14 protein-coding genes and 2 tRNA genes are annotated in these 21883 nt (G+C 61.1%); 4 read left to right on the forward strand and 12 right to left on the reverse strand.

The genetic code is table 11. From position 1 onward, the window contains the following. Nucleotide 1 precedes the first annotated feature (1 nt). Nucleotides 2–4687 carry a hypothetical protein gene (locus tag LDB29_RS00210; protein ID WP_257555610.1) on the reverse strand — a complete coding sequence of 1562 codons (4686 nt, stop codon included), beginning with the start codon at nucleotides 4685–4687 and terminating at the stop codon, nucleotides 2–4. Nucleotides 4688–4695: 8 nt separating this feature from the next. After that, complete coding sequence (locus tag LDB29_RS00215) at nucleotides 4696–5418, reverse strand: hypothetical protein (RefSeq protein WP_257555612.1); 723 nt, start codon at nucleotides 5416–5418, stop codon at nucleotides 4696–4698. 269 nt (nucleotides 5419–5687) lie between these two features. Here LDB29_RS00215 and LDB29_RS00220 point away from each other — a divergent pair, with 269 nt between their 5' ends. Then, complete coding sequence (locus LDB29_RS00220; protein WP_099186215.1) at nucleotides 5688–6563, forward strand: DUF3800 domain-containing protein; 876 nt, start codon at nucleotides 5688–5690, stop codon at nucleotides 6561–6563. Between the two features lie 225 nt (nucleotides 6564–6788). On the opposite strand, the gene LDB29_RS00225 is transcribed toward LDB29_RS00220, so the two are convergent. After that, nucleotides 6789–7025, reverse strand: a complete 237-nt coding sequence (locus LDB29_RS00225; protein ID WP_099186214.1) for a DUF5818 domain-containing protein — start codon at nucleotides 7023–7025, stop codon at nucleotides 6789–6791. A 778-nt stretch (nucleotides 7026–7803) separates the two neighbouring features. Here LDB29_RS00225 and LDB29_RS00230 point away from each other — a divergent pair. Continuing rightward, nucleotides 7804–8124, forward strand: coding sequence for a hypothetical protein (locus LDB29_RS00230; RefSeq protein ID WP_099186212.1), 321 nt, complete (start codon nucleotides 7804–7806; stop codon nucleotides 8122–8124). Between the two features lie 372 nt (nucleotides 8125–8496). Here the strand turns inward: LDB29_RS00230 and LDB29_RS00235 are convergent, their stop codons facing one another. Together LDB29_RS00235 and LDB29_RS00240 are read right to left on the reverse strand one after the other, a co-directional pair. Continuing rightward, entirely contained in the window at nucleotides 8497–9234 is a 738-nt protein-coding gene (locus LDB29_RS00235; RefSeq protein WP_062017315.1) for a hypothetical protein, read from the reverse strand. 451 nt (nucleotides 9235–9685) lie between these two features. Then, nucleotides 9686–9773: transfer RNA gene (locus LDB29_RS00240), tRNA-Ile, on the reverse strand. A 115-nt stretch (nucleotides 9774–9888) separates the two neighbouring features. On the opposite strand from LDB29_RS00240, the gene LDB29_RS00245 reads away from it, so the two are divergent. Beyond that, complete coding sequence (locus tag LDB29_RS00245; protein WP_099186211.1) at nucleotides 9889–10644, forward strand: hypothetical protein; 756 nt, start codon at nucleotides 9889–9891, stop codon at nucleotides 10642–10644. A gap of 101 nt (nucleotides 10645–10745) precedes the next feature. Here LDB29_RS00245 and LDB29_RS00250 read toward each other — a convergent pair whose 3' ends face one another. From LDB29_RS00250 to LDB29_RS00260, 4 genes are all read right to left on the reverse strand, one after another. Continuing rightward, the gene (locus LDB29_RS00250; RefSeq protein WP_146001630.1) at nucleotides 10746–10997 is read right to left on the reverse strand and encodes a hypothetical protein; all 252 of its coding nucleotides are present in this window, start codon (nucleotides 10995–10997) and stop codon (nucleotides 10746–10748) included. A gap of 58 nt (nucleotides 10998–11055) precedes the next feature. Further along, nucleotides 11056–11247 carry a type II toxin-antitoxin system HicA family toxin gene (locus LDB29_RS29345; RefSeq protein WP_013039479.1) on the reverse strand — a complete coding sequence of 64 codons (192 nt, stop codon included), beginning with the start codon at nucleotides 11245–11247 and terminating at the stop codon, nucleotides 11056–11058. 2 nt (nucleotides 11248–11249) lie between these two features. Continuing rightward, entirely contained in the window at nucleotides 11250–11513 is a 264-nt protein-coding gene (locus LDB29_RS00255) for a DUF1902 domain-containing protein (protein ID WP_013039480.1), read from the reverse strand. Nucleotides 11514–11739: 226 nt separating this feature from the next. Further along, on the reverse strand, nucleotides 11740–11976 hold the full coding sequence (locus tag LDB29_RS00260) for a hypothetical protein (protein ID WP_013039481.1): 237 nt from the start codon (nucleotides 11974–11976) through the stop codon (nucleotides 11740–11742). 164 nt (nucleotides 11977–12140) lie between these two features. Here LDB29_RS00260 and LDB29_RS00265 point away from each other — a divergent pair, with 164 nt between their 5' ends. Beyond that, nucleotides 12141–12485 (forward strand): hypothetical protein, encoded by a 345-nt coding sequence (locus LDB29_RS00265; protein WP_013039482.1) that lies wholly within the window; start codon nucleotides 12141–12143, stop codon nucleotides 12483–12485. 171 nt (nucleotides 12486–12656) lie between these two features. On the opposite strand, the gene LDB29_RS00270 is transcribed toward LDB29_RS00265, so the two are convergent. The 3 genes from LDB29_RS00270 to rpoB all read right to left on the reverse strand — a co-directional run bounded on the left by LDB29_RS00270 (nucleotide 12657) and on the right by rpoB (nucleotide 21471). Further along, nucleotides 12657–12730 (reverse strand) — tRNA-Gln (locus LDB29_RS00270). A 235-nt stretch (nucleotides 12731–12965) separates the two neighbouring features. Then, nucleotides 12966–17222, reverse strand: coding sequence for a DNA-directed RNA polymerase subunit beta' (gene rpoC / locus LDB29_RS00275; protein WP_037482269.1), 4257 nt, complete (start codon nucleotides 17220–17222; stop codon nucleotides 12966–12968). 85 nt (nucleotides 17223–17307) lie between these two features. Beyond that, nucleotides 17308–21471, reverse strand: coding sequence for a DNA-directed RNA polymerase subunit beta (gene rpoB, locus LDB29_RS00280; RefSeq protein WP_044661637.1), 4164 nt, complete (start codon nucleotides 21469–21471; stop codon nucleotides 17308–17310). Between the last annotated feature and the right edge of the window lie 412 nt (nucleotides 21472–21883).

Genomic DNA, 21883 nt, shown 5'->3' on the forward strand with positions numbered 1-21883 from the left:
CTCAGGCATTCCTCAGCCCCAATATTGTATTGGTGCGCGGCGTGGCGCCAACGGGAGCCTGAAGGATAGGCTTCACCGTCGGTGGAGGCGCGTTGCTGGTCGTAACGCCAATCAACGTATCGAGCCGCTTATTGGTGGCGTTGATCGCGGTCACCACGTCGGGCGCGGTCAGGATGCTGTTTTGGCGCGCCGATGATTGGCCAGACGGAGCGGAAATGCCCAAGGATTCCTGCATCGCTGATACGAAGTCCGTCCGCGTGAACCAGGCCAGCCGATCAGCAGGAATGGCGATGGCCTGGGTCTGCTGCTTGAACTGCTCAACGATGGTCTGGGCCAGCATCGCGTTGTCGTTCGCGATCTGCCGGGCGACGTCATAAGTGGCGCCGGTGATGCCCGTGGTAGTGCCCGTGACCGAAGCGGTGAAAGCACTGCCCGACGCGCTGGAGGTGGTGCCGGTCGCCGCCGCAATAGCTGAAGCCGTCGACGCTGCGGTGATGGGCGTGACGGTGCCCCCAGCGTTCGTGATGGCCTTCGTGGTCAGGTTCGTCACCTGGGCCAGCAGGTCGAAATATTGCTGGGTCGAGCCGTACAGTTCGCGGGCGATGTCCAGATAGGACTGGGCCGTGGAGGTGAACTTGTCCTGGTCGACCTGCTGCCCCCCCATGATCTGTGCAGCCAAAGGATCGAACGCCGCCCTGGCGTTGGACTGCCGGGTACGCAGCGACAGGCCACTGTCACCACTATAGCGCAGGCCATCCAAGAAGTTCTGGAGCGTGCCAGACAGGCTCTCCGCTGCCTGCTTGATGGCTTCGCTCCGCTCGATGCCATAAAGCTGCTCCAGCTTCGAATATTCTTCCGTGCTGGCCCCAGCCTCAGCGAAGATCTTGCGCAGCCCGTCGAAATGCTTCTCGACGCCATCGATCGCGGCGCCCACCGGATCAAGATAGGATTTGAGGTCCGTGAACACGCTTTCGAACGCTGTGGCTTTTTGCAACGCTTTGTCGAAATCGCCTCCAACGGTCAGCAGGCGCTTGGTCGACTCCCTCATTCCGGTGATAACGCCGCGATTGATGGCATTGACCAGCGCGGCCTTTACAGCTTCCTCAGCGGTCGCGAAGGACTGATGCGCAAGAGGACCGTCACCATCAGGATCAAACCGATACTGCTTCTTGTAGCTCCCGATGACGCCAAGGTTCATATTGGATGCAAGGCCAGTGCCGAACGCGCTCGATAGCTGCTCCAGAGCATCGAACACGCCACTGGCTGACGACTGTGCACCGGCCAGGCGCTCGGCCTTGCCCTTGCCGACAGCGCGCAACGTTTCCGATGTGGTGTTGCCGTATGCGTCGGTCCCCAGCGTGACATAGGCCTTCGGGTTCTTTTTGAACAATCCGCCGACGATGGAACCAAGGGCGCCGCCGATAAAGCCGCCGATACCGGGCAGGATGGCGTTACCGATGGCGCCGCCGAGCGCCCCGCCCGTGGTGGACCCCTTGAGGCCCAAGGCCTTCACGATGCTGCTGGCGAGCATGCCCGAACCAATGCCGCCGATGGCATTGCCGACCGTCTGGCCGATTCCCGCTGCCGCAAAGGTGCCGCCGCCAAGCTTTAAGATGCCACTGGCTGCCAGTTGCCCCATCTGATTGAACGCCGCGGCATTCAACAGCCCGTTGATGAGGCCGCCCGCCTTGCCGCCGACTGCGCTGCTGGCGAAACTCAACAGGGTGGTCAACCCATTCACGCCGCCAACCGCAGTCCCGAAGCCGCCACCCGAAGCAGTTCGTTGGGCGCTGGCCGGAATATAGCGCTGCGCGGTCACTACGATATCGGCAAGTTCCTGGGCTGGCTGCGCATTGCTCCAGATGTCTTGGATCGGCTGCAGGCCCTTTGCAAAATTGGTCAGGAACGGCTCCAGCCCGGTTTGACTGCCAAAAGCGGTTGGAGTGGTGGTCAGCTGTCCGATGGAAGGCATATTGTCATTCGAAGCCAGGAAGTTTGCCGCGGCATTGCTAATGGCAGTCGCGGAATCCGTGAGGGCCTTCGCTGCAGCTTGATGCGCCTCCAACGCCTTCCCCGCCGAATCACTGATGGTTGTGGCTGAAGCGTTGAGCGTGTCCCCGGCAATGGTCACCACTTCCCCAGCGTTACGCAGCTTGTCCTCAACGGTCGAACCCATGTCACCGAACAGTTTGACGCTGATCTCCCGCGCAATGGCTTGTCGGCGCGACTGGGTGATGCTGTCCGTGAGCGACTTCAGGCTGCCCTTGGCGAACGGCTCAGTCAGGAAATTCTCAAACGCGCTCTGCAGGTCGCGCGCCTGCTGTACCTGGATCGCAATCAGCTGGTTGCGGCGTTCGTTCTCCTGCGTAAGGGCCTTGTTGAGTTCGATCTGCTTTTCAAGGTTGGTCAGCTGCTCATCACCGATCTGCGCAGTGCCCTGCTCGATCTGGAACCGGCGCGAGAGCAGTTCAGCCAGGCGCTCGTTACCGGACAGCTGCGCCTGAAGAATCTGGTTTGCCTCTTCCAGTTGCCGCGTGGCGCTGGTCGCCTGTGCATCGACGGTCAATTGCGCTAGGCGCTTCCGTTGCTCCTCGTATTCCGCCAGCGCCTTGCTGACTGCCTCCGGCTCTTTGTCCAGTTCGACGCCAATCTGCCGGATGATGGCCAGCTTTGCCTGAAGCGCTTCGGCCTCCGCCGGGCGGCCCTGCGCCAGCAATTCCTGCACCCGCGCCTGATCCGCCAGCGCATCGGTCTGCTGCTTGATCGCCATCACCGGCGCGTTGCCGATCACTGCGGCGGCTTCCTTCGCGGCGGTCAGGGTTTTCTCATATCCGGGCAACGCCTTGCCAGTCGCCTTGACGTAGGCGTCATTCTTCCGAGTCAGGTCATCGGTGATATCCGCCAGTTCAGCCATCGCCTTGGCTGTCTGCTGAACAAGTTTAGGCTGATCCCCAAAGGGTGCCGCAATGTTCTTGATGCGGTCAAAGATATCCCGGCCCGATTCCTCCAGTCCCGCAATCCTGTTGGCGGTGCCGCTCCCCGTTTTCTTGGCAGGATTGCGGAGGCCTTTGGCGAGGGTGCCACTATCGAGCGATTCATCGATGAGTTTGGCAATCTGGGTATTGATGCCGCTGGTGGACCGGTCGATGAGCGCCTGCCGGTATTCCTCGCCGGTGATTTTTAGGCCAGAAAAATCGAGCTTTTCGGACCGTTGCAGGACTGCATCGATAGCTTTCGCGCGGGCGTCGGCATTCTTGATCTGCTCGGCTTTGGCGCGCTCCTGCTCCAGCCGCTGGAGAGCCTGCTGATTTTCGCGGGCCTTGAAATAATCGCCGCCAACCACGTTGCCGAGGCCCAAGGGCAGGTAGGCGCTTGCCCCGGCGCGGAGTTTGGTGGTGGTCGATAGCCCGTCCTGCCCAAACACCTTTGCGGATGAGGCCTGTTTGGCGGCCGCATCGGCGCGGAGATTGATGGCGGTCAACCGGGCATTGAGGCGGAGAAGTTCATTCTGCTTTTCCAGCTTTCCGGAGGTCAGGTCAAACATGGTGCCCAGTACAACCTGGGCGTCTGTCAGGGCGTTCGCGCCGACCTTGGCCAGATGGCTGGCGGTATCGGCTTCACCCAACTTGGTGACGTAGCTGCCTAGCACTGCGGCGGCCGTCGTTGCAGCGACAACCCAAGGATTGGAGAGGAAGCGGCCGAGCGCAGCCAGCTTGCCGCCCGTCTGGGCCAGGGCGAACGATGCCTGGCTTCCCTGCTGCAACAAGATGACAAAGGCGTTCGTACCGAGTTGGGCCTGGACCGCTACGTCCGCAATCTGATTCGAGAGGTTCGCATAAGCCGCCCGCTGTGCGCCGGCCGACACCGCTGCCGCTGCACTGGTGCGAGCAAGGGAACCACCCGATGCCACCAATGCGCCGGCCACTTTGCTGTGGGTCGCTGCCAGCAGTTCGAGCCGCTGGGCCTCCACCTCCGCCGCTGCCGCAGCCTGGCGCGCCGTGGTCGCATAGGCCCTATCTTCTGCAGTGGCGGTGCCAACGGCACGAGCGGCGACGGTGGCGGCCTCCGCAATCTCGCGTTGGGCATTGGCAAATGCGCGAGCCGATGTTGCGGACCGCAGCGTCGCGGCAGGATCAAGGGTCACGCCGCCAAGGTTTTGTGGCCCCGCGATCCTCGCCGCGCTCTCGGTGATACGCTGGCGCTCAAGAGCTATGCGCCGTTCCGCTTCGGTTGTCGCTTGGCGGAAGGCCGCGTTTTCGGCCGCTTGGCGCTCGCGAATGCCTCCCAGCGTCAAGGCTATCTCCCGCTGGACAGCAGCCATCCGTTCGGCATGATTCCGACGGCGCGTGGCCTCCAAGGTTTCCTCTGCGGCGGCCTGTGCATTTATTTGGCGGATCGCGCCGCCGGTATCGAAACCAGACAAAGCGCTGGCTGCAAGATTCTGAACCCGTCCCTTAGTCGCCAGCTTTTGGTAGAGAGCCTCGATCTCTCGACCGAACTGCTTTACCTCCCGGCTCGCGCCGTTGAAGGAGAATGCCTTGTCGGCACGCTGTCCCGCCTTCTCCCACGCGGTGCTAGCCCGGTCGGCGCTGCTGCGCAGGTTGGCTTCGAACTCGCGCATCCTTGCAACGGCGCCATCTTCGGCTTTTATCGAAAGAACCAGCGGGAATGAGTTAAGATTGCCCATGTCGAGCCTCAGAACTTGATGGCGGAGCCGGAAAGCTCCTGGTTGAGTAGAGCAGGCAGACGGCGCGCCCATTTTTCAGCGATTTGGCGAGGGTCAGCGCGGCGCGATCGGCGCGTCACGCGGATCAGAATGAAAGCGATGATCGAAACATGTGCCCGCCCCTTGCTGGCAACACCGCGTTTCGGAAGCCGCCTGGCCTTGCCATTCTTGCCGTCGGTGCGGACGGTGACGTCATTGACCACGAGATAGGCTATCCCCGGCTTGCCGCTGCGCACGAATTGCAACGGTCCGATTTTCTCCTCCAGCCCTGATGAGCGGTAGAGGTCAGGTGTGATTCCGCGCCTCGCCACCTTTTTGGGGATTTCTCCGGTCGGGATCGCCAGCCATCGCCCGCGCACTGGCGCGATCTGCGTCGTGTCCCGGTCGATGTAGCTTTTCAGCGCGCCGGCTGTGCGCGGTGATTTCACGCCACGGACAGAGACGAAGCCGCCGACGTCCAACGACGAAATGTCCCCGATATTGATACGGCCCTTTTCGGCGTCGGAGGTTGACGCAATCGTGCGGGACAGTCCGCCCAACCGCTGGGTGCGCATCGTGGCGCGGATCTCATCGCGGGCAGAGCGTGCGGCTTTGTCGGTGGCTAGACCAGCCGCGATGGTGACGCGCTTCGATAGCTCACGGCGGAACGGGCCGAGCGCGTCGCCGCTGGGCTGCTTAATCTTCCAGTCCATCGGTCAGTTCGACCGGTGGACGATTGCTGGTTCTGAAAGCACGGGTCGCGGTCCCTCATCGAACGGGGTGCCACAACGCCGACAATATGAATCAGGATGGATTCGAGCGCAAGAGTCCAGAGAAATGACGGATTTCCGTTGCATAGGCTCTATATCACCGATCCACCGATGCCTCTGCTCGGCGTGATACAGGGTGGCAAGGAACAGGCCGCCGACCAAGAATGCAGTAAAGACTCGACTCTTCGCGACGACTGTTCACAAATATATAAATGGAAACGCAGATAACGGTGTACATCGATGAAGGTGGCGATCCAGGTGTCAAAGACGGCCTCAAATTTTTAAACTCGCCGTACGAATGGTTCACGCTGGGCGCGTATGTAACCCGCTCCACTAGACACAATGAACCAGTCGATCTTGTCAAAGATATCTTATCCCTCGTGAAGGGAGGCCAGTCGCCCACACTTCATTACGCGCAGCTTGGGCGTCACAACCGACTTCCAGCGTGCAGGAAGGTGGCTCGATCGAGCGCACGAGCATTCTGCTTTGCGTCGCACAAGCGCAACTTGCGCGAATACCACAACGACATTCTAGGCCACCTGAGCTTTGGCCAATTCTATAACTGGTGCACGAGACTTCTGCTGGAAAGGGTCATGTTCTGGTATGAAGGAATGATTTCTGCGGGCGAACTTTCTTTAGCGCCCATGAGAATAATTTTTTCTCATCGAGGCGGTCACGACTATGATCATATGTTCAGGTATCTTTTTGGTACGCTCGTCTACCAAGCAGAGCATGGCAAATTCAAAAAACCGCCCAAGGCGTTCAATCCAACCATGATGAAGGCTGAGTTCGCATCTCATGTCCGGCATGAAGAACTAGCAGGCCTCCAGCTCGCAGATGTAGTTGCCAGCGCCTTCTTCCAGGCCACGAACACGGTTTCACCCAATTTCGCGTTGGAGCCGGCGCGAGCCTTATCGCCGATCATGGCGGAAATGCCGCCTGAGGTAGCGCGAGATGTCGGGGTAACGGTATGGCCACTCGCGCACCAAGCGCATATACCGCAGGAAGCCCGCCAGATTTACGAGCATTATGGATACAAATTCGGTAAGTTGGCAGGCCCTGGCCAACCCCTGTCTCCGGTGGGCTGATAGGTCGCCAACATCAGTGCGGCCGTCCCAGCAGATAATCTAAGCCCAGTAGGCTGTCGAGGAGCGGTAATCCCAGCGTATCCTGCCGTTGATCAATTTACCTAAAAATTGTTACGATTCAATCAATTATAACGAATCCTTTTCAGTGGGTTAGCTCTGCTTATGGGCGGGCTAACATCCGACGCGTTGTCGAACCAGGCGGCGGATGGCTTCCGGGCGCGTGGGTTACATTCCAGTCGGGTTAAGCGTCCTTCGGATCGGCTCACACGCCTCAATCCAGTTCACCGCAATTGCCTCGGCGCCCGTGCGGATACCTTCCACGATGACATTTGTTTGGAGGAGATGGCCAACGTTTTTCAGCAAGCCGATTTCCCAAAGCGCACCGTTGCATGCCTGCACGTATAGGCTGACCGCTCCAGCAACCAAGACGCCCTCAAGGCGGAAGTATGAACCGATATTCATGTGGGCCAGATAAGCGGATTCCGATGACGGCGCTATGACCGGTCCCCGGCGCGTGCAAATAAGCGGATAGAGCGAACCGCATTTTCGGGCTCATAGATCAGGAAGCCGTCTGGCTCTAGTGCGCGGGCATACGGTTGACGGCCTGCCAACTGGATTCTCCGAAACGCTCGCATGTCTGCCCTAATACGGTCGCGTTGGGCGCACCGCACATTCCGCGGATATGCTTCACTATAAGGGCACATTCGTTGACAGTGTTGCATGGCGGGCGCGTTGCTGAGCTTACCCATCGGCAATATCGTACCAGCGCCAGAGCGCGCTGCTTGCCTATCGCATGGCCACAGTCCTGCTCCGCATCGCCTACGGCCACCGCTGCTGAGAATGCCTGTTCCGTCTTCGCTCTGATGGATGAACTTCTCTCCGCCGCCCACGCGGCAGAACTCAAAAGCGCAACGGCGATCAGCAACAGCCTCATGCTCTTCTCCCGCTGGTCCAAATATCGCCTGTCGATGTCAGCATCATCTACCCACCGGCGGGCGTCGGCAACCCGCCCGCTCTGGCCCCACTCTTTGACCAGAGGCCACATGATCCATTAATTTCAACGGCTTGAAGCGTGGATGAGGACGAACCGGTAACTTACGCAAAAGATTTTTGGGCACACCCGCTCTTTTTTTGCGGCTCCCCACCGCTTTGGGTTTCCGATCCCCTGGGTAGGACCCACAGATTTCCTCCCGCCCTCCACCGTGATAGGCTGCCCGCCTGAATTCGGGGGGATTCGATCATGCCGTTCGAGCCGCTGCTGCAAACGCCGGGCGTTCCGACCAACTGGGACCTGATCACCCACGTTCGTTTGGTGAGGGGCCTCAGGCCCGACAGCGAACACGCGTTGAAGCGTTGGGAAATTCTGAAGGAACTCGCCAAACTTCAACCTGAGCGCGCCTTTGCGTTGCCAGAGGTATTGGCGGCGCTCGATCCCGTCCGCGACCTTCCCAGTGGCAGGGAGGCATCCATAAAGCAGGACCTGCGCAACTGGTCCAACCCGCGCGACCACGGCAACAACAGCCAGGACAAGGGATGGCTGGAACTCGGGCGCCTCACATAGGCGGAGAGAAGTGGCGATGCGCGCTGCGGAACATGCCGATGACCCTGGACACGAGACTTATGGCCGTGATGTGAGGCGAAAAATCTTGGCTAGCAATGCCCCGACACCGCCAGCCAGAAAAGCGAAATAGATCAACGCTGCGCGTATGCCTTTCCCGTCGTGCACAATGGTTGCAACCCAACTCCAGTAACAAAACGATAGCACGAGCAAAACGGCCCAAGCTGCAGCCATTCGTGCGCGTCTCACTTCCGCCTCTCCCGCATTTCCTCAGTTACACCCTGCCGGCTACACCACCGCTGTTCCGGAAGGTGGACGTCATCCTGTGGACTGCGGGCGGTATCTTAACGCCCGCAACAATCGACAGGGTCTTCCTTACTGACAGGTCTGGCAGCTGATCCTTCCGCTGGCCGGCGGGTGGAATGTACTGGAGGAAGGGGAGGTCACTCCGGCGGGCGCTGCAACAGGCGGAGGCGAGGCCACGGTCATGACGGCAGGTTGAACAGCCATCGGCTGCACCATCACGGGCGCCGTCTGCGTGGTCATCGGCCCAGCGAACGCGACCGGCAAATCCTCTTTGGTGTGAGCCGTCAGCTCCCGGCCTGCCGGAATCGTGCCGCTCTTGCCGGTTACGAACCCCGCAAAGACGCCTGCGGCAATGACAGTCCCGACAGTGGCGACGGTGTTACCTTCACCCTCCTGCCGATAATGGCCCGACAGCGGAATGCGGCGGCCACCAACCTCCACATACTCCAGGTCGATCTCCATCTTACCGGACTTGCCGAAGGCGCCCTTGTTGGTGAGCCAGGAAATGCGGCCCACGCCGCGGCTGCCCTTCGGGATGATGACATAGTTTCCCAGCATGACGTTGTGCGTGACGGTCAGGTCGAAATTGTCGCCTTCGGTCCAGCGCTTGCCTTTGGTCGAGATGGTGTCGTTCAGCGCCAGCGTGATTTCAGTGTTGGCCGGTAGAACGGCGGTGGCCTGCTGGACCTGTGGCGGCGCGATCAGCATGGGCGCTGCTGTGGCGGCGACCGGCGCAGCAACGGGCTGCTGTGCAAGTGCTGGCACCGCGGCACTGAGCGCAAGCGCGCTCACGAATAGGCTCTTCATGATTTCCCCCTTCCAACGCGGCCATTCCCCATTACTGCCGCGAATCGGCCGGCAGTATCTGCCGGGCCCGCTGGAAAGGATAGGAGAAAGGAGCCTTCGATAGTCTCTCTTCAAGACAGCATTGGATCAAACCGCCGTCAGCGAGAGGAGTGACGCAATTCCGGCGCCAACCTTACGCAATTCCTGATTGCGTAAGGTTCCGATAGAGCTGAAACCCTTGGTTTCCGGGCTTTCGATGGGGGGGTGACGAAAACGGTTACCCAAAAATTGCGTCAGTTGCTCATATTCGAATTCTTCGCTTATGAGGCGGGTATCGATCGGTGCAGAATTCGATTTTCGCTCTGATCCGCGATCATGGCTACATGCCGGATCAGATCCACGCCGACAGGCTCATGGGTGCCCTAAACGACGGAGCCCGCTCGACGGACCATTGTCCGGAGCGGGCTCCTAAAATAGGGAGCGGGATTCGAACCCGCGGCGGACTTGCACCCGCGCCTGAGTATCAATCAGGTGCCTTAAACCAGCTCAGCCACCCCTCCATACTGCTTCGAAACCGAAGGTTCTGGCAGGCCCTCCTTTTGGCATAGCTCGTTGCGATTCGGCAATAAGATTTGACGGTTGAGAATCGCTGCCAGAACAAAGCATAGAAGCGTAATGATCGAGACGCCCGACCAAATCGCGCCAGAAATCCGTAGCGCGCAAAAGCTCTATCGTTGGGGCGTCGTTTGTAGCGTTGCTTACTTGGTCGCGATGGGTGGCTATGCACTTTCAGTCTGGAACCTGATGATCGCGATGGACCCGGACGAATTCGCAACCTTCTTATCTGGGGCGTTCGCACCTCTCGCGTTCCTGTGGCTGGTCCTTGGCTTCCGCCAACAGGGAGACGAATTGCGCAACAGCGCTCAGGCGTTGTGGCTGCAAGGCGAAGAACTCCGTAATTCTGTCGAGCAGCAACGACGCTTAGTTGAGGTATCGCGCGAGCAACTGTCGGCCGAATACGCTGAGCGACTTCGGATAGACGCCGAGCAGGATAAGCTCGCCCAGCCACGGCTGCTGCTTTCACAAGCAGGCGGTACGCGCTCCGGTGGCCGCGTTGAATTTCGATATAACCTAATTTGTGGCGGACCCGCTTGCACAAATGTTATCGTTCGATCCAATGAAAAGATTGTGATGCGAAAGCCTCTCATGGGAGTGGCAGAAGAAAATACGCTCAGGTTTATTTATGAACCTGGAGACATTGTTGGTCCGTTGGACCTTCACGTTAATTATGATGATTCGCATGGCCGCAGGCGACAACAAAGCTTCGTTATTCCTGTGGTTGAGCATGGTGACGATAAGATATCGAATTTAGGCAGTCCGTCAAAAACGCCCGGTTACGAAAAGCTTGATCCGGCTCAGTCAGCCGAATGATCTCAAACTTCCTCTCATCGCCGCCCATGATGCTCACGGCGGGGATCTCTGTGTTTTGACGGTGAACCTATCCGTGCCTAGGATATCGAAGCGCACGAAATTTAAGGTTGCCGACGGTGCAGGAAGATGTGTGCCCGGCCGTCAGGCGAAAACCTTGAAGCGATGATGCGATTGACTACAGCGCCGCATACCTCGATCTGCCCGTCACCGTGTTTGAGCGCGAGGTTGCATTCGGCAATATGCCTGACCCCATTCAGTTCGGCGGAAAGAAGGCATGGAGCAAGAAACAAATCGATGAGGCCATCGATCGCTTGGTGGGCAATATCAAACCCGGCAGCGATTGGCGGCGCCATTCAAAGCTTTACGAACGCGTATACAGCCCTTCCGGAGATGATTGAGAGGAAGGGGTAGTCAGAATGCCTTGGGCAGGCCAGCCTGCTTCAAAACACCGTTCGCCGTGTGCCGCGACTTGATGTTCCCATCGACGGTGACCTTGCAGCCGTCCGGACATTGCCAAATCTCGTGATCACCCTTGCCGTGTCTGAAAAAGGAACAGCCAGCCTCAGTGAGCAGCCGCTTTAGCTCAGGCGTATATCCCGGCACGGTTAAGCATGCGCCAGTTCCAGCGGACTGTCGAAGACCGGGCGAAGCGAGACAGCCGGATGCTTGTCGCTCTCAGTACCCTCATGTCGGGACAGAATTTCCGCTAGATTCAATTCGATCATTTCGGGTGCGCTCACCGCAAGGCGCTCAATCAAGGCTTGCGGGCTATCGGCTTCCAGAAAAAGACCCGGGATGTCCGACGAAGCCACGTACCAAACCGCCGCTTCCTCATCGAAGGCGAGATGTATGGCAAGTTCGATCTTCATCGGTGACTGAAATCCCATCCAGCGGACCCCCCGTTGCATGGTTCCAAATATTGATTTCCAACCCGTTAAGGAGCTTGTGCGTTTACGCATTATATGGCGACCGCAACAGCGGATTCAAGAAATGCCATGCTCACCCCTTCCATAGCGACTCTTAAATGCCATGAGTGCGGCGACATTGCAAATTTGCTCATTTATAGCAACTGAACCGTCCCGCCGGATTGGCTGCCTATTTCTGCCGCGCACTGTTTCGCTTGGCCTTCCACGCGGCATACTCGTCTTCGGACGTCAGTTCAGGAGGGGGCGCGCCGATTGAGGTCAAATCGAACTGCTCCGCAATGATCTGATCGAGCTGGGCGCGCGCCCAGAACGTGTTGCCCCCTTCCTTGCGGCCGATGCTGGCGAACCGGACAAGGAAGGTCGACTGCGATACGCACATGTAGGCGGCGGCAACCGGCGCCGTCATGCGCCCAGGCCAGTCCGGTAGGTCTTAAAGGCGGTCCATCGCTGTCTTCTGTCGCCCTCCCTCGACGCCCTTTCGATCATGCAGGCAGATGTTACGCCTTGTTGACCGGCCCGGCACATTGAACGCGATCGCGACGAAGGGCCGGGCTGCCGTCGGAGGGCGATATGGACAGGGCAGGTGACATTATTCAGCTGGACCGGCGCGTTTCGAGGGCGATCAGCGTGGGTAAAGGACTACGCCTCACGGATGAAGAATTGGACCTCCTCGTTGCCGTAGGCGCGATTGAGGTGCTGAAACTGGCCGCAGGCGAAGCGCTCAAGATCCAAGCGATACAACGGCAGCGGGAAAGGGATGAGTACCGCGCACTGACGGCCGACCCAGTTGATAAGGCCAAAATGCAAGAGGCGGCCAAAATGTCGCTGCAGCGCGTACAGGAGATGCTTCAGCCCAAGGTCCGCGTTCCTCGGTCAGTCCTAAGCGCCCAAAAGAGCAAACGAGAAAGCGAGTAATCTCGCCATTTCCGCGCCATCCCATGTTGCATCCATGTTGCATGGAGCTGCCGGGAACTCTCGGAAATCAGCGGAAAATGGCGGAATTGCGCGGGTTTCTGTTGCAACATGAAGGCGCCGCCAGGGAATGGGCTTGGTGTCGCGAAGTTATTGGTTTTGCTGGGGAAAGTTTGGATGCCCGACAAGGATTCGAACCTTGATTGACGGAGTCAGAGTCCGCTCTCTTACCATTAGAGGATCGGGCATCAGGATGGGCCAGCGGCTCACCGGAGAGGCGCAAATAGGCGGCGATTCCGGATTGGTCAAGAGTTTTGCGACAGGCCTGCCGGACAATTTCATGCCCTGCCCGGCGCAACCATAAAAGAAAACCCGCCGGACAGGCTGTCGCTTCCGGCGGGCTCTTCATCGATCCCCGATGGGGTACGAAGGGCTGGGAGCCGCTTCCCGAGATAGGAAGCGGACCCCATTATTTCAAAGCGCTTATTCCATGTCCTCGGTGGTGAAATCCTCACCCTGGACAACGGCCAGCGGATCGTCGCCAATGGCGGCTTCCGGACCCTGGCGCAGTTCGGCGGCATGCTCTTCCGCAGCCGTCTTGGGCGCGATCAGGTCGACCTGGCTGGAGGCCCGCAGCGCCGCCCGCATCGCCGCGTCACGCGACGAGGCGGCGACGCGCATGCGGTTCATGCCGGCGCCGGTGCCCGCCGGGATCAGGCGGCCGACGATGACATTCTCCTTGAGCCCGACCAGCGTGTCCTTCTTGCCCTGGACCGCCGCTTCCGTGAGGACGCGGGTGGTTTCCTGGAAGGAGGCCGCCGAGATGAAGCTGCGCGTCTGGAGCGACGCCTTGGTGATGCCGAGCAGCACCGGCTTGCCCTCTGCCGGCTGGAAGCCGGGCTGGAGCTTGGCGTTGATCTCCTCCATCTCCTCGCGGTCGACCTGCTCGCCCACCAGCAGCGTGGTGTCGCCGGACACGGTGATCTCGACCTTTTGCAGCATCTGACGAACGATCGTTTCGATGTGCTTGTCGTTGATCTTCACGCCCTGCAGGCGATAGACTTCCTGGATTTCGGCAACCAGATATTCGGCCAGCGGCTCGATGCCGAGCACTTCCAATATGTCGTGCGGGTCGGGCGAACCACCGATCAGGTTGTCGCCGCGCTTCACATAGTCGCCTTCCTGAACGTCGATCACCTTGCTCTTGGGGATCAGATATTCGACCGGCTCGCCGCCATCCTCCGGATTGATGGCGATCTTGCGCTTCGCCTTGTAATCCTTGAGGAACTGGACGCGGCCCGACACCTTGGCAATGATCGCATTGTCCTTGGGCTTGCGGGCTTCGAACAGTTCGGCGACGCGCGGCAGACCGCCGGTGATGTCGCGGGTCTTGGCCGCTTCGCGGCTGACACGCGCCAGCACGTCGCCGGCCTGCACCTGCGCGCCGTCGTCCACCGACAGGGTCGCACCCACCGCCAGCATGTAGCGTGCGGCTTCGCCCGACTGGTCGTCGAGCAGGGTGAGGCGCGGACGAAGGTCTTCTTTGGTGCGGGCGGACCCACGATGCTCGGTCACGACGCGCTGCGCGATGCCGGTCGCTTCGTCGGTCTGTTCGGTCAGCGTCTTGCCGTCGATCAGGTCCTGATACTTCACGATGCCCGGCTTTTCGGTGATCACCGGCATGGTGAAGGGGTCCCACTCAGCGAAGCGATCGCCCTTCTTCACGGTGTCGCCATCCGCGAACAGGATGGTCGCGCCGTAAGGCAGGCGGTGCGTTTCGCGCTCGCGGCCCTCGCTGTCGATGATCGCGATCTCGCCATTGCGGGCGAGCGACAGGCGGCGGCCATTCTTGTCGGTGATGGTCGGCATGTCGCGCAGCTCGATCGTGCCGTCCGACATGGCTTCCAGGTTCGACGTTTCGTTGAAGTTCGCCGCGCCGCCGATGTGGAAGGTCCGCATGGTGAGCTGCGTGCCCGGTTCACCGATGGACTGCGCCGCGATGACGCCGACCGCTTCACCGATATTGACCGGCGTACCACGGGCGAGGTCACGGCCGTAGCACTTGCCGCAGACGCCCATCTTGCTTTCGCAGATCAGCGGGCTGCGGATCTTCACGGCCTGCGTGCCGATGGCCTCGATCTGCGCGACCAGCGCTTCGTCGAGCAGCGTGCCGATCGGCACGATGACCGAACCGTCCTTGCTGTCGACGATGTCCTGCGCCGTGGTGCGGCCCAGGATTCGTTCGCCGAGCGAGGCGATGACCGAGCCGCCCTGCACGATGGCCTTCATCTCCAGCGCCTTGTCGGTGCCGCAATCCTCCTCGACGACGGTGCAGTCCTGGCTGACGTCGACCAGACGGCGGGTCAGGTAACCCGAGTTCGCCGTCTTGAGCGCGGTGTCGGCCAGACCCTTGCGGGCGCCGTGGGTGGAGTTGAAATATTCAAGGACGGTGAGGCCTTCCTTGAAGTTGGAGATGATCGGCGTTTCGATGATCTCACCCGACGGCTTGGCCATCAGGCCGCGCATGCCGGCAAGCTGCTTCATCTGCGCCTGCGAACCACGGGCACCGGAATGCGCCATCATGTAGATGGAGTTGATCGGCGCCATGCGGCCCGTATTCGGGTCCTTGGGCTGGGCGCGGATTTCGTCCATCATGGCGTTCGCGACTTGGTCGCCGCAACGGCTCCAGGCGTCGATCACCTTGTTGTACTTTTCCTGCTGGGTGATCAGGCCGTCCTGATATTGCTGCTCATAGTCGGCCACCAGCGCCTTGGTTTCGTCGACCATCGCGGTCTTCGAATCCGGGATCACCATGTCGTCCTTGCCGAAGCTGATGCCCGCCTGGAACGCGTGGCGGAAGCCCAGCGCCATGATGGCGTCGGCGAACAGCACCGTGTCCTTCTGGCCGGTGTGGCGATAGACCTGGTCGATGACGTCCCCGATTTCCTTCTTGGTGAGAAGGCGGTTGACGACGTCGAAGGGCACCTTGTGCGACTTGGGCAGGCATTCGCCCAGCAGCATGCGGCCCGGCGTGGTCTCGAAGCGCTTCATATACTGATTGCCGGCTTCGTCGGTCTGCGGCACGCGGCTGATGATCTTCGAGTGCAGGGTGACGGCCTTGGCATAGAGGGCCTGATGGACCTCCTGCATGTCGGCCAGCAGCATGCCTTCGCCCGGCTCGCCTTCGCGCTCCATCGACAGATAATAGATGCCCAGCACCATGTCCTGCGAGGGGACGATGATCGGCTTGCCGTTCGCGGGGCTGAGGATGTTGTTGGTCGACATCATCAGCACGCGGGCTTCAAGCTGGGCTTCCAGCGACAGCGGGACGTGGACGGCCATCTGGTCGCCGTCGAAGTCGGCGTTGAAGGCCGAGCAGACCAGCGGGTGAAGCTGGATCGCCTTGCCCTCGATCAGCACGGGTTCGAACGCCTGAATGCCGAGGCGGTGGAGCGTCGGCGCGCGGTTCAGCATGACCGGGTGCTCGCGAATGACTTCGTCGAGAATGTCCCAGACTTCCTTGCGCTCCTTCTCGACCCACTTCTTGGCCTGCTTCAGGGTCATGGAGAGACCCTTGGCGTCGAGGCGGGCGTAGATGAAGGGCTTGAACAGTTCGAGCGCCATCTTCTTGGGCAGGCCGCACTGGTGCAGCTTGAGTTCCGGGCCGGTCACGATGACCGAGCGGCCCGAATAGTCGACGCGCTTGCCGAGCAGGTTCTGACGGAAGCGGCCCTGCTTGCCCTTCAGCATGTCGGACAGCGACTTCAGCGGACGCTTGTTCGCGCCGGTGATGACGCGGCCGCGGCGGCCATTGTCGAACAGGGCGTCGACGGCCTCCTGCAGCATGCGCTTTTCGTTGCGGACGATGATGTCCGGCGCGCGCAGCTCCATCAGCCGCTTCAGGCGGTTGTTGCGGTTGATGACGCGGCGATAGAGGTCGTTCAGGTCCGAGGTCGCGAAGCGGCCGCCGTCCAGGGGAACAAGCGGGCGCAGTTCCGGCGGGATGACCGGCACGACGTCCAGGATCATCCACTCAGGCCGGTTGCCCGATTCCAGGAAGGACTCGACGACCTTCAGCCGCTTGATGATCTTCTTGGGCTTCAGTTCCGACTTGGTGACGGCCAGTTCGTCCAGCAGCGCCTGCTTCTCGCCCTCAAGGTCGAGGTCCATCAGCATCTGCTTGACCGCTTCCGCGCCGATGCCGGCGGAGAAGGCGTCTTCGCCATATTCGTCCTGCGCGTCGAGCAGTTCGTCCTCGGTCAGAAGCTGATACTTCTCCAGCGGGGTCAGGCCCGGCTCGGTGACGATGTAGCTTTCGAAATAAAGGACGCGCTCAAGCTGCTTGAGCTGCATGTCGAGCAGCAGGCCGATGCGCGAGGGCAGCGACTTCAGGAACCAGATGTGCGCGACGGGCGCGGCCAGTTCGATATGGCCCATCCGTTCGCGGCGGACCTTCGACACCGTGACTTCGACACCGCACTTCTCGCACACGATGCCCTTGTACTTCATGCGCTTGTACTTGCCGCACAGGCATTCATAGTCCTTGATCGGACCGAAGATGCGGGCGCAGAACAGGCCGTCACGTTCCGGCTTGAACGTGCGGTAGTTGATGGTTTCCGGCTTCTTGATCTCGCCGAAGGACCAGCTGCGGATGCGCTCCGGAGAGGCAAGGCCGATCTGGATCTGGTCGAAGGTTTCCGGCTTCTGGATCGGATTGGCGAAGTTCGTCAGTTCGTTCATTTTTCAGTCCCTCTAGAGGGTAAATTGTTCGGGGCGGGGCAGGGAGGGAGCGCCGTCTTCGCGAGACAGCGCTCCGGAGTTCCCTTTATTCCGCCGCCTGCGCGAAGCCGTCATCGTCCTCGATCTCGTCCATCGACGCGAGTTCGACATTGAGGCCCAGCGAGCGCATTTCCTTGACCAGCACGTTGAAGCTTTCGGGAATGCCGGCCTCGAACGTGTCGTCGCCCTTGACGATCGCCTCATAGACCTTGGTGCGGCCGACCACGTCGTCCGACTTCACTGTCAGCATTTCCTGCAGCGTGTAGGCGGCGCCATAGGCCTGGAGCGCCCACACCTCCATCTCACCGAAGCGCTGGCCGCCGAACTGCGCCTTACCGCCCAGCGGCTGCTGGGTGACGAGGCTGTAGGGGCCGATGGAGCGTGCGTGGATCTTGTCGTCGACCAGGTGGTGCAGCTTCAGCATGTAGATGATGCCGACAGTCACCTTGCGGTCGAACTTGTCGCCCGTGCGGCCGTCGAACAGGTCCGACTGGCCCGACGAGTGCAGGCCCGCCAGTTCCAGCATCGCCGACACGTCCGCTTCGCGGGCGCCGTCGAACACCGGGGTCGCCATCGGCACGCCGCGTGCGAGATGTTCGGCCAGGTCCACGATCTGATCGGCCGTGCGGCCTTCGATCTGGTCGGCATATTGCGGCCCATAGGTTTCGAGCAGGCGGGTCTTCACCGCATCCGGCATCTCACCGCCCTGCGCGTTCGGATTGGCTTCGCGCCATTCCTCCAGCGCATGCTTGAGCTGCTGGCCCAGGCCGCGCGCGGCCCAGCCGAGGTGCGTTTCGAAGATCTGCCCGACGTTCATGCGCGACGGCACGCCCAGCGGGTTCAGCACGATGTCGACATGGGTGCCGTCCTCCAGGAACGGCATGTCCTCGATCGGCAGGATGCGCGAGATGACGCCCTTGTTGCCGTGACGGCCGGCCATCTTGTCGCCCGGCTGCAGCTTGCGCTTCACCGCGACGAAGACCTTCACCATCTTGAGCACGCCCGGGGGCAGTTCGTCGCCGCGCTGCAGCTTGTCGACGCGGTCCTCGAACTTCTCGACGATCAGCTTCACCGCTTCGTCATATTGCGCCTTGACGGCTTCGATGCCGGCCTGGCGGGCGTCGTCCGCGACCGCGAACTTCCACCATTCATGACGCTCGACCTCAGCCAGCAGGGCTTCGTCGATTTCCACGCCCTTGCGCACGCCCTTGGGAGCGGCCGTGGCGGTCTGGCCCAGCAGCATTTCCTGGAGGCGGTTGAAGGTCGCGCGATTGAGGATGGCGCGTTCGTCCTCGCGGTCCTTGGCGAGGCGGTCGATTTCCTCCCGCTCGATCGCCATGGCGCGCTCATCCTTGTCGATGCCGTGGCGGTTGAAGACGCGGACTTCCACGACCGTGCCGGCAACGCCCGGCGGCAGACGCAGCGAGGTGTCGCGCACGTCGCTCGCCTTTTCACCGAAGATCGCGCGGAGCAGCTTTTCTTCCGGGGTCATCGGCGATTCGCCCTTGGGGGTGATCTTGCCGACCAGGATGTCGCCCGGCTCCACTTCGGCGCCGATATAGACGATGCCCGCCTCGTCGAGGTTGCGCAGCGCTTCCTCGCCGACGTTCGGGATGTCGCGGGTGATGTCCTCCGGCCCCAGCTTGGTGTCGCGGGCCATGACCTCGAACTCCTCGATATGGATCGAGGTGAAGACGTCATCCTTCACGATCCGCTCGGAGATCAGGATGGAGTCTTCGTAGTTGTAGCCGTTCCAGGGCATGAACGCGACCAGCGTGTTGCGGCCCAGCGCCAGCTCGCCGAACTCGGTCGACGGGCCGTCCGCGATGACGTCGCCCGCTTCGATCAGGTCGCCCACCTTCACCAGCGGGCGCTGGTTGATGCAGGTGTCCTGGTTGGAGCGCTGGAACTTCTGCAGCGTGTAGATGTCGACGCCCGACTGGCCGGGTTCGATGTCGCCGGTGGCGCGGATCACGATGCGGGTCGCGTCGACCTGATCGATGATGCCCGCGCGACGCGCCGCGATTGCGGCGCCCGAGTCACGCGCAACCGTGCCTTCCATGCCGGTGCCGACGAACGGCGCCTCGGCACGGACCAGCGGCACGGCCTGACGCTGCATGTTCGATCCCATGAGCGCGCGGTTGGCGTCGTCATTTTCCAGGAACGGGATGAGCGAGGCCGCGACCGACACCAGCTGCTTGGGGCTGACGTCCATCAGGGTGATGTGGTCCTTGGGCGCCATCAGGAATTCGCCCGCCTCACGCGCCGAGATCAGGTCTTCGGCCAGCGTGCCCTCTTCGGTCAGCTCGGCGTTGGCCTGCGCGATCGTGTGCTTGGCTTCTTCCATTGCCGACAGATAGACGACCTCGTTCGTCACCTTGCCGTCGATCACCTTGCGGTAGGGCGTTTCGATGAAGCCGTATTTGTTCACGCGGCTGAAGGTCGCGAGGCTGTTGATCAGACCGATGTTCGGGCCTTCCGGCGTTTCGATCGGGCAGATGCGGCCATAATGGGTCGGGTGAACGTCGCGGACTTCGAAGCCGGCGCGCTCGCGGGTCAGGCCGCCCGGCCCAAGCGCAGAGACGCGGCGCTTGTGGGTGACTTCCGACAGCGGGTTGGTCTGGTCCATGAACTGCGAAAGCTGCGAGGAGCCGAAGAACTCACGCACGGCGGCCACGGCGGGCTTGGCGTTGATGAGGTCGTTCGGCATCACGGTCGACACGTCGACGCTCGACATGCGTTCCTTGACGGCGCGCTCCATGCGCAACAGCCCGACGCGATACTGGTTTTCCAGCAGTTCGCCCACCGAGCGGACGCGGCGGTTGCCGAGATTGTCGATGTCGTCGATCTCGCCCTTGCCGTCCTTCAGGTTCACCAGTTCCTTGACGACCGCAAGGATGTCCTCGGTCCGCAGGGTGGTGACGGTATCCTCGGCGTCGAGGTCGAGGCGCATGTTGAGCTTGACGCGGCCCACGGCCGACAGGTCGTAGCGTTCCGGATCGAAGAAGAGGCCGGCGAAGAGGGCTTCGGCGGTTTCCTTCGTCGGCGGTTCGCCGGGGCGCATCACGCGATAGATGTCGGCCAGCGCCTGGTCCCGCTCCTCGGCCTTGTCGGCCTTCAGCGTGTTGCGGATCCACGGGCCGGTGGTGACATGGTCGATGTCGAGCAGTTCGAGGCGGTCGATGCCCGCCTTGTCCAGCTTCTCCAGATTTTCCGGCGACACTTCGTCCCCGGCCTCGATGTAGATTTCGCCGGTCGACTCGTTGATGAGGTCATAGGCACTGTAGCGGCCATAGACTTCCTCGGTCGGGATCAGCAGGGTTTCAAGGCCGTCCTTCTCCGCCTTGTTGGCGGCGCGGGGCGAAATCTTGTGACCGGCGGCGAACACCACCTCGCCCGACTTGGCGTCGACGATGTCGAAGGCGGGCTTCTGGCCGCGCCAGGCTTCGGCGGTGTAGGGAATCTGCCAGCCGCCTTCGCCGCGCAGGAAGGTCACCTTGTTGTAGAAATAGCCCAGAATGTCCTCGGCATTGAGGCCGAGCGCATAGAGCAACGCCGTGACCGGCAGCTTGCGCTTGCGGTCGATGCGGACGTTGACGATGTCCTTGGCGTCGAATTCGAAGTCGAGCCACGAACCGCGATAGGGGATCACGCGGGCGGCGAACAGATATTTGCCCGAAGAGTGGGTCTTGCCCCGGTCATGGTCGAACAGGACGCCCGGCGAGCGGTGCATCTGCGACACGATGACGCGCTCCGTGCCGTTGACGATGAAGGTGCCGTTCTGCGTCATGAGCGGCATGTCGCCCATGTACACGTCCTGCTCCTTGATATCCAGGACGGAGCGGGTTTCGGTGTCGGCATCCACCTCGAACACGATCAGGCGCAGCGTGACGCGCATCGGCGCCGCATAGGTGATGCCGCGCTGACGGCATTCCTCGACGTCATATTTCGGGTCTTCCAGCTCGTAATGGACGAAGTCCATTTCGGCGGTGCCGGCGAAATCGCGGATCGGGAAGACCGAGCGCAGGGTCTTTTCCAGGCCGGAGACATAGCCGATCGACGGATCGGAACGGAGGAACTGCTCATAGCTCTCCCGCTGGACTTCGATCAGGTTCGGCATCTGCACCACTTCGTGGATGTCGCCGAATACCTTTCTGATGCGCTTCTTCGCGCCGGTATTGCTGATCGTGGGGAGAGCTTTGGTCGCCATTGCGTATCCTGCCTGGTTGTTCGTCGCATTTTTTCGCATCGCAGCGAAAATTCAGCCTGGCCTGTCGGTTTCAGGGGTGATTCGCCCCTCCACCGCCACGCAAAAAAGTGCGGGCCGGGACTGTCCGATCCGCACTGTCAGCGTCTTGTGACCCGCCGTTTTCGCCCAATCCCGCCGGTCCCGTGCGCTAAACGAAGCCGGTCCCCGGGCGATCCGGGGGACGGTTCCCGCACGCCCGAGGGCAGTGCAAGAGCCGGATTTGAAAGACTCATATAGGCTCCATGCCCGCTCTTGTGAAGGGGGCAGGTCTGTTGATTCTGGCTGGTTGCCGCGTCAGGTCGTTGCTGTAGAGAGATGGGATGGCTTTTGCCGGGATTCAACCTCTTCTGCCGTCGGCTCGTCTGTCGTGAAG

Source organism: Sphingobium sp. CFD-2 (genome assembly GCF_024611135.1).
GTDB classification, from domain to species: Bacteria; Pseudomonadota; Alphaproteobacteria; order Sphingomonadales; family Sphingomonadaceae; genus Sphingobium; species Sphingobium fuliginis.

Bases quoted from the DNA above. Each gene is read 5' to 3' on its own strand.
- LDB29_RS00210 (WP_257555610.1), bottom strand. From the start codon at position 4,687: ATGGGCAATCTTAACTCATTCCCGCTGGTTCTTTCGATAAAAGCCGAA.
- LDB29_RS00215 (WP_257555612.1), bottom strand. From the start codon at position 5,418: ATGGACTGGAAGATTAAGCAGCCCAGCGGCGACGCGCTCGGCCCGTTC.
- LDB29_RS00220 (WP_099186215.1), top strand. From the start codon at position 5,688: ATGGAAACGCAGATAACGGTGTACATCGATGAAGGTGGCGATCCAGGT.
- LDB29_RS00225 (WP_099186214.1), bottom strand. From the start codon at position 7,025: ATGAATATCGGTTCATACTTCCGCCTTGAGGGCGTCTTGGTTGCTGGA.
- LDB29_RS00230 (WP_099186212.1), top strand. From the start codon at position 7,804: ATGCCGTTCGAGCCGCTGCTGCAAACGCCGGGCGTTCCGACCAACTGG.
- LDB29_RS00235 (WP_062017315.1), bottom strand. From the start codon at position 9,234: ATGAAGAGCCTATTCGTGAGCGCGCTTGCGCTCAGTGCCGCGGTGCCA.
- LDB29_RS00245 (WP_099186211.1), top strand. From the start codon at position 9,889: ATGATCGAGACGCCCGACCAAATCGCGCCAGAAATCCGTAGCGCGCAA.
- LDB29_RS00250 (WP_146001630.1), bottom strand. From the start codon at position 10,997: ATGGCGCCGCCAATCGCTGCCGGGTTTGATATTGCCCACCAAGCGATC.
- LDB29_RS00255 (WP_013039480.1), bottom strand. From the start codon at position 11,513: ATGAAGATCGAACTTGCCATACATCTCGCCTTCGATGAGGAAGCGGCG.
- LDB29_RS00260 (WP_013039481.1), bottom strand. From the start codon at position 11,976: ATGACGGCGCCGGTTGCCGCCGCCTACATGTGCGTATCGCAGTCGACC.
- LDB29_RS00265 (WP_013039482.1), top strand. From the start codon at position 12,141: ATGGACAGGGCAGGTGACATTATTCAGCTGGACCGGCGCGTTTCGAGG.
- rpoC (WP_037482269.1), bottom strand. From the start codon at position 17,222: ATGAACGAACTGACGAACTTCGCCAATCCGATCCAGAAGCCGGAAACC.
- rpoB (WP_044661637.1), bottom strand. From the start codon at position 21,471: ATGGCGACCAAAGCTCTCCCCACGATCAGCAATACCGGCGCGAAGAAG.